Source organism: Paracoccus aerodenitrificans, assembly GCF_027913215.1.
GTDB lineage: Bacteria > Pseudomonadota > Alphaproteobacteria > Rhodobacterales > Rhodobacteraceae > Paracoccus > Paracoccus aerodenitrificans.
Window position 1 is genome coordinate 1 of sequence record NZ_CP115783.1, and the last position, 6,487, is coordinate 6,487.

Annotated in this window: 10 protein-coding genes; 4 read left to right on the top strand and 6 right to left on the bottom strand. The window is 62.0% G+C overall.

Going from position 1 to position 6,487, the window contains the following annotated elements; all coding sequences use genetic code 11:
• Positions 1–167 precede the first annotated feature (167 nt).
• Positions 168–1,175, top strand: a complete 1,008-nt coding sequence (gene trfA / locus PAE61_RS01165) for a replication initiator protein A (RefSeq protein WP_271112170.1) — start codon at positions 168–170, stop codon at positions 1,173–1,175.
• Between the two features lie 3 nt (positions 1,176–1,178).
• On the opposite strand, the gene PAE61_RS01170 is transcribed toward trfA, so the two are convergent.
• Together PAE61_RS01170 and PAE61_RS01175 are read right to left on the bottom strand one after the other, a co-directional pair.
• Positions 1,179–1,616 (bottom strand): helix-turn-helix domain-containing protein, encoded by a 438-nt coding sequence (locus PAE61_RS01170; protein ID WP_162791944.1) that lies wholly within the window; start codon positions 1,614–1,616, stop codon positions 1,179–1,181.
• Between the two features lie 243 nt (positions 1,617–1,859).
• Positions 1,860–2,210 (bottom strand): ArsR/SmtB family transcription factor, encoded by a 351-nt coding sequence (locus tag PAE61_RS01175; RefSeq protein WP_007803330.1) that lies wholly within the window; start codon positions 2,208–2,210, stop codon positions 1,860–1,862.
• Positions 2,211–2,273: 63 nt separating this feature from the next.
• Here PAE61_RS01175 and PAE61_RS01180 point away from each other — a divergent pair, with 63 nt between their 5' ends.
• Positions 2,274–3,125 carry a cation diffusion facilitator family transporter gene (locus PAE61_RS01180; protein WP_007803328.1) on the top strand — a complete coding sequence of 284 codons (852 nt, stop codon included), beginning with the start codon at positions 2,274–2,276 and terminating at the stop codon, positions 3,123–3,125.
• Positions 3,126–3,257: 132 nt separating this feature from the next.
• Here PAE61_RS01180 and mobQ read toward each other — a convergent pair whose 3' ends face one another.
• On the bottom strand, positions 3,258–4,502 hold the full coding sequence (gene mobQ / locus PAE61_RS01185) for a MobQ family relaxase (RefSeq protein WP_243253660.1): 1,245 nt from the start codon (positions 4,500–4,502) through the stop codon (positions 3,258–3,260).
• A 155-nt stretch (positions 4,503–4,657) separates the two neighbouring features.
• Between mobQ and PAE61_RS01190 the strand changes: the two genes are divergently transcribed.
• The gene (locus tag PAE61_RS01190; RefSeq protein WP_114291872.1) at positions 4,658–4,918 is read left to right on the top strand and encodes a hypothetical protein; all 261 of its coding nucleotides are present in this window, start codon (positions 4,658–4,660) and stop codon (positions 4,916–4,918) included.
• Positions 4,915–5,472 carry a hypothetical protein gene (locus PAE61_RS01195; protein WP_271112169.1) on the top strand — a complete coding sequence of 186 codons (558 nt, stop codon included), beginning with the start codon at positions 4,915–4,917 and terminating at the stop codon, positions 5,470–5,472. Before PAE61_RS01190 ends, PAE61_RS01195 begins: the two co-directional genes overlap by 4 nt.
• Here PAE61_RS01195 and PAE61_RS01200 read toward each other — a convergent pair.
• Genes PAE61_RS01200 through PAE61_RS01210 form a run of 3 tightly spaced genes read right to left on the bottom strand, consistent with a single transcriptional unit; the run spans position 5,466 to position 6,321 of the window.
• On the bottom strand, positions 5,466–5,645 hold the full coding sequence (locus tag PAE61_RS01200; protein ID WP_205387742.1) for a hypothetical protein: 180 nt from the start codon (positions 5,643–5,645) through the stop codon (positions 5,466–5,468). The two genes, PAE61_RS01195 and PAE61_RS01200, sit on opposite strands and share 7 nt — an antisense overlap.
• Positions 5,642–6,067 carry a type II toxin-antitoxin system VapC family toxin gene (locus tag PAE61_RS01205; RefSeq protein ID WP_114291866.1) on the bottom strand — a complete coding sequence of 142 codons (426 nt, stop codon included), beginning with the start codon at positions 6,065–6,067 and terminating at the stop codon, positions 5,642–5,644. The genes PAE61_RS01200 and PAE61_RS01205 overlap by 4 nt, the downstream gene beginning before the upstream one ends.
• Positions 6,067–6,321, bottom strand: coding sequence for a type II toxin-antitoxin system Phd/YefM family antitoxin (locus PAE61_RS01210; protein ID WP_114291867.1), 255 nt, complete (start codon positions 6,319–6,321; stop codon positions 6,067–6,069). Before PAE61_RS01210 ends, PAE61_RS01205 begins: the two co-directional genes overlap by 1 nt.
• Between the last annotated feature and the right edge of the window lie 166 nt (positions 6,322–6,487).

Here is a 6,487-nt window from a genome sequence, read left to right on the forward strand (position 1 = left end):
AACCTCTTGCTCTGCTTGAAATAAAATCGCTTCCGGGTTCCGAAAGGGTCAAACTTTGGTTCCGAAAGGGTCAAACTTTGGTTCCGAAAGGGTCAAACGGGCTTTCCTCGAAATTTGGTTCCTGATAGGTCAAACGAGAAAGCTCCTGATAGGTCAAAGATTCGCTGATGAGTTTGCTGCCAGATCGCCACCCAAACCTTGATTTCTTCGTCCTCGATATCGCGGATGCGGTGCCGAAGGACGACATGGCCTCGATGGAGCATCCGCTGTTCTCACTGGCAACGAAACCGGACATGCGGCACCTCGAATATCGCAGCGGCGACAACGTTCTGAAAATCCGACCATCCGGCCTCGGCCTGCCCACCATCTTCGACAAGGACATCCTGATCTTCACGATCAGCCAGCTCATGCACCGCAAGAACCGGGGCGAGGCGATTGGGGATACCGTGCGCTTTTCAGCCCGCGAGCTGTCGGTTGCCACCAACCGCCCGATCGGTGGCAACCATTACAAGCGCCTCGAAGACGCTTTCGCCCGCCTCCAGGGTGCGCAGTTCGTCACCAACATCAGGTCCGGTGGCAAGATCGAGACGCGGATTTTCTCGCTCATCGACGAGGGCGGTTTTGTGCGCACAGACGACGAACGGTTCCGCTTGGACTATTGCGAGGTGAAGCTGTCGCGCTGGCTCATGCGGGCTATCGAGTCCGACCAGGTTGTCACGATCTCGAACGACTACTTCCGGCTGCGTCGCCCGCTGGAACGCCGCCTCTACGAGATTGCGCGGAAACATTGCGGCAGCAAGCCGAAATGGCAGATCGGACTGACGACGCTCCAGAACAAGACGGGCAGCAACGCCCCCGTCAAACGATTCCGGCATAATCTGCGCGAGATCATCAAGGCGGACGTGACGCCGTTCTACCGCTTCGAGCTGGACGATGCGGACCTCGTGATCGTCCGGCCCCGCCAGTCCAAGGCGCAGATCACCCCAGCCATTGCCCTGCCCGACTGGGCCGAAGAGAAAGCCCGCGCCATGGCACGGGAAAAGGGCCGAGACTACTACGCGCTGCGGGCCGATTGGCTTTCTTTCGCGCAGGCGGAAACGGCCAAAGGCAATCCGCCGAAGAACGCAGGAGCGGCCTTTGTCGCCTATTGTGCAAAACAGGACAGCCTGCGCTAGCGGCTATCCAAACAACCGCCCCCAGAAGCCCTTGCGCGGCTCGGCTGCCGTCTGCGGCCGCAGATCGACCAGGAGCGCGTGGAGCTGGTCTTCCTTGCGTTCCGCCCGTTCGGCCCGCTCTTTCAGATCCTCGATGCGTTGTTCCAGAAAACCGCGTTCGCGCTGGTCAGATTGGACCTGGGCGCGAAGCTTCTCAACTTCGGCCTGCAACGCACTGGTTTCACGGGGTGTTTCAGGTGTTTCGGTAGGGGTTGCAATTCGCTTCACAGCACCGTTCCTGTGCCCGTTAGCATCCTTCCACCGTTCCAGCTCTGCCGCGTCGATGCTGTAGGAGCCATCATCAAGACGTTTCGCGCTAAGCTTCCCTTTTTTTATGGCTCTGGAAAGAGTTGGCTTGCTGAAATCTGCCGCTTTCGCAGCTTCTCCTAGGGTGTAACTCATGGGTGTAACTGCTCGCTCTCACAGGGTTGCAATTCGCCTCATCTACCTGTGAGGCTTACAGTTACGCATGTTACACCCACTTGGCGCATTCTCCAAACGACTGGCCGAGATTCACATCAACGGACCTTCGCTGCGCTGCGCGTGAACTCACAGTGTGCGGACAAAGGGTGCATTCGCTGCGGATGCGCAGATGGCTGCTTCAGGTTTGGCGCACCGATAGGACATTGCAGCAGGTCGCGCCGGTTAGTCCGTATAGCTTTGGCAGGCATCAACTCCGTTGGCTGTCGAGGCAAGTAGCTGATCTGCATCACGGATGAGATCGGCGACCCGCCTGTCCGCCAGACGATACCGAACGAAGCGGCCTTTGCTGCGGCGACTGACCAGCCCGCATTCCAGCAGACAGCGCAGATGGTTCGAGACGTTGGGCTGACCCAAACCCGTATGCCCGACGATTTCCTGCACGTTGCGTTCGTCCGACACCAGCGCATCGAGGATCGTCAGACGGCTGGGATCGCTTAGGCCCCGGAAGAGCTTTGCCCGCAGTTCCAGTGTATCGGGTGCCGAAAGATCGTCTTGAATGTTTTGCGCTGTCATATCATTATCCACTGATACGTTAGCAGCGTACCTTTTCGCCCGCCACCACAAAAAGGATCGCACATGAGCCAGCCCGATAACAGCAAGTTGGCGACAGCCTCCTCCCCGATCCGAATGCGGGTGCAAGGCATGGACTGCGCGAAAGATGCCGCCGAGATCGAGCGCGCGGCCCGGTCTGCGGGCGTGGCCGAAGGCGACGTGAAAGTGTCCGCCGCCACCCACATCATGACATTGCGGATCGCGGACGGCGATCTGCCGAAAGTGCGGCCCGCGCTCGACGCGACCGGCTACGGTTTCGAGAAGATCGAGGACGGCGATACATCGTCCGATCCGGCCTACAAGGACCCGAGCTATCGCCGCGCGCTCTGGATCGTGGTCGCGCTCAATCTCGGATACGGCGTGGTCGAAATGTTCGGCGGGTTCTTGTCCGGTTCGCAGGCGCTGAAGGCAGACGCGCTCGATTTTCTGGGCGATGGTGCGATCACGTTTCTGGGCCTGCTCGCCATCGGCTGGAGCCTGACATGGCGGGCGCGGTCGGCGATGATCCAAGGCGTGTTTCTGGGCCTTCTGGGCCTTGGCGTTGTCGGCAGCACGCTCTGGCGTGTCCTCAACCAGACCACGCCAGAAGCCGGGTTGATGGGAGCCTTCGCGGTAGGTGCGCTGATCGTAAACATCCTCGCGGTGCTGCCGCTGCTAAAGCACCGCAAGGGTGATGCCAATATGCGAGCCGTCTGGCTGTTCTCTCGCAACGACGCCATCGGCAACCTCGCCGTGGTCATCGCCGCCGGGCTGGTCGCGTGGCTTGGCAGTGCATGGCCCGACCTGATCGTCGCGTTCGCGATCGCGGGGCTTTTCCTGCATTCGTCGTGGATGATCATCCGCGATGCCCGGAGTGACTTGGTGGAAGCTGACTAACTCCATCATGGTGCGACGCGCCGGACGAAAGCCGACATTCGCGCGCCCCGCAGCATCGGTGAGTCTGGGCTCTTCGATAACCTTCGCCGCGCGCTGCCCGAACGACCGCTACGGGCTGGACCACGAGCCCTTCTATAGCCCGTGGCCCAGCCCGCGATCTCGCTCGGCGATGCTGTCCGCCTCGCGCTCGATCTCCCGCTGACGTTCCAACTCCTGCTCCCGCGCAGCGTCCAGCTCGACCTGCCGTTCCTCGGCTTCGCGGCCCTCGCGCAATGCGGCGGCACGGTCTGCGAGGGTGTCGGGGTCGATCCCGGTCGCCGCCTCGCGCAGCCGCGCCGCCAAGTCCTGCGGCGTTTCCCGTTCCCGGTCTGGCGCGTCAGCCTCCTGCACCTCTGGTCTGCCCTGCCGTGCCTCCCAAGCCTCCCGCAATCGTTCGGCAAGATCAGGTTCCTGGTCCCGGCCATCCCGGCCCCCGGCAAGCGCCAGCTCGGCCTGCCCGGACCCTAGCCGGTCCAGCACCCGCTCCGCTGCGCGATCAAGCCAGTCGCGGACCTGGCCTGCCAGATCCCGCGCCAGCTCCATCACCTCGGCCGCACGGGCCTTGGCCTCGTGCCAGGCCCCGACGCGGCCGACCTCGATGCCGCGCTCCTTGAGCTGCCACGCCCCCAGCGAGAGCTGGGGCAGGGGCGGCCGGTCCAGCTCGATGGCCCGCACCGTCTGCACCAGTTCCGCGCCATCGTCGCCGCGATCTCGCGCCGCAGATGCCAGCTCAAGCGCCTCGTCGCGCTGCGCCACGAGGGTCCGGTGGTCCACGCGGTCCTCAATGCCGGCCCGCTCAAGGGCGGCGTTGCTGTCCCGCGCCCACGCCTCGCGCCAGCCTTCCAGAACCTCGACAGCATTCCAGTCGCGGTTCTTGGTGGTGAAGCCCTCCGCGTCGATCTCGCGGGTGGTCAGCAGAATGTGGGCGTGATGATTGCGCTCGTCGCCCGCACGCCCCGGTGCGTGCAGGGCGATATCAGCCACCATGCCCCGGTCCACGAACTGCGCTTGTGCGTAATCGCGGACCAGGGCGACCCGCTGCGCATGGGTCAGCTCGTCGGGCAGGGCCACGCGCACCTCGCGGGCGACCTGGCTGTTCTTGCGGGTCTCGGATTCCTCGACCCGGTTCCACAGCTCGGATCGGTCACGGACCCAATCCGGCGCATGGTCCGGTGCTAGGATTTCGGTGTGATCGACACCGCCCCGCGCCGCGTAATCGAAGGTAAGCCCGGTGCGGCGGTCTTCGATGCGCTCGGCCACGCGGTAGGCGACAGCCGCCGTGGCGCTGCGGCCTTGGCTGCGAGAAATCATCGTTGCGCGTAAATGATATATCGCCATTCAGGAGCTGCACTTTGCTTAGGGGTTAAGGGGAAACGCCAGTCTCCCCTACCCACACAAACGCGCAGCGTTTGTATAAGTGGGCACTTCGTGTCTTGCACCCTGCCTCAACCCACGGCACAAATCAACATAGGGCGATGAGCGTGGAGACCGAAATGGCGCGGACAGTAGATCAGCAGATAGCGGAAACGCAGGCCAAGCTCGCCCGCCTCAAGACCCGCCAGAAAGCCAGCGAGACGCGGCGCAAAATCATCGTCGGAGCCATCGTGACAACCGAAGCCCTGAAAGACCCGAAGATTGCACGATGGATGGCGGCAACCCTGCGCAAGAACGCCACCCGTGAAGTAGATCAGAAAGAGCTGGTCGGGCTGCTGGCGGAACTGGATCAGGTGGCGGCGAAGGCGGATCAGACATGAGCGGAAACCCCGGAGACGCGTTCGACATCCTCTCGCAGGAGCTGACCGCCCTGCGCCGGAGCATCGAGCACCTTGCCCGCACCAGCCTCGACAAGCAGGAAGCCGAAGCCCTGAACAAAACCTTGGCGCAGGCGGTCGGCAGGATGGAACGCGCCGCACAGGAAGCGCCCCAGACGCTCGGAAGCACGTTGAAGACTGACAGGGACCGGATGGCCCGCAACGCCACACAGGCGGCCACAGAGGCCGCAGAGCGCGTCCTGGGGGATATCCGGGAGCAACTGGCCCAGGAACGCCAGAGGTTCACACAGGCCGCCGGAGAAGCCCGCAGAGAGGCGTGGCGGTGGTTTGGCGGGTTCTGGGTGTGGTTGGCCTCTGTAGGGGCCGCAGGGGCGCTCCTTGGCGCACTGGCGGCGTTCTGGATCACCGGACGGGGCGATGCCCGTGAGTTCGGGCAGTTCCCAAGCATCTATTGCGGCACCGCAGGCGGACAGGTGGTCGAACAGGACAACGGGTCCAGCTACTGCGCGATCTGGATCAACAGGCCGGATCAGTGAAAATCAGTCCGGCCATGCTCCACCGCAGCGTCGATGATCTTTCGCACGGATGCCATTGCATCCTCATGGCTCACCGTCCGGCCAGCTTTAACATCCACAAGCCCGCGCTGGATGCCTTCGATGATGGCTCGTTCTGTTCTGAGAACGGTCGCTGTCGGGTTGCTGGGTGTCATGGCATCGGCTCCCATGGGTTGATGATCTGCACGCCTGTCGGTTCAAAATCCGCAACATTGCGCGTAACGATTGGCATGGCGTGGGTGATCCCTGTCGCGGCGATCAGGGCGTCCCGGTCACTGCGAGGGTCTGGAACATGCAAAGCGGCACAGCAGAGCGCGACAGGCCCGTCCACGGGCAAGATACGCCCCTCGAACACTGGAAGCACCCGATCAGCCATCCAAGCCCTCAAGACGGCGCCCTGCGTGCTGTCACGCCTTTCCATCTGCCTGACGCCCATCTCAAGTTCCAAGAGGGTGATGGCGGACAGAAAGAGGGCTGACGGGTCTTGATCCTCGGCCCAGGCAACGACATTGGCATCCGCCTTCCCTGCTTTTGCCTTGCGCAGCTCGGACACCACATTCGTATCGAGGATGAACATCAGGACAAATCAGCGGGACGTGTGAGGCGACCCAAGCGATCCGGTTCAAAAGCTACGTCTGCCGCTTCTGGATCGGCAAGCAAATCAAGAATATTTTCCTGGCGTCCTGTAAGCCGCCTGTAGGCTTCAATGCTGAGCAAGACATGAGCGGGTTTGCCCCGGTCTGTGATGAACACAGGTCCGTCTTGCGCAGCCCGCTTTGCACCACTGGCATCCTGATTGAACGTCCGGCTGTTGATCGTTGTCATTCCCATCGCTCACATCCTTCTAAGCACTTTATGTAGCAACGTAACTACAACAAGCTAGAATGTCAATCTGAACCCTTCATGACTAGCTTCCTCTTCCTGCTACCCACCCATCCGGTCAGCGTTCTGCCCTAGTGTTAATAGTGTTACCTACGGAGTAAGTTACGGATTCAGC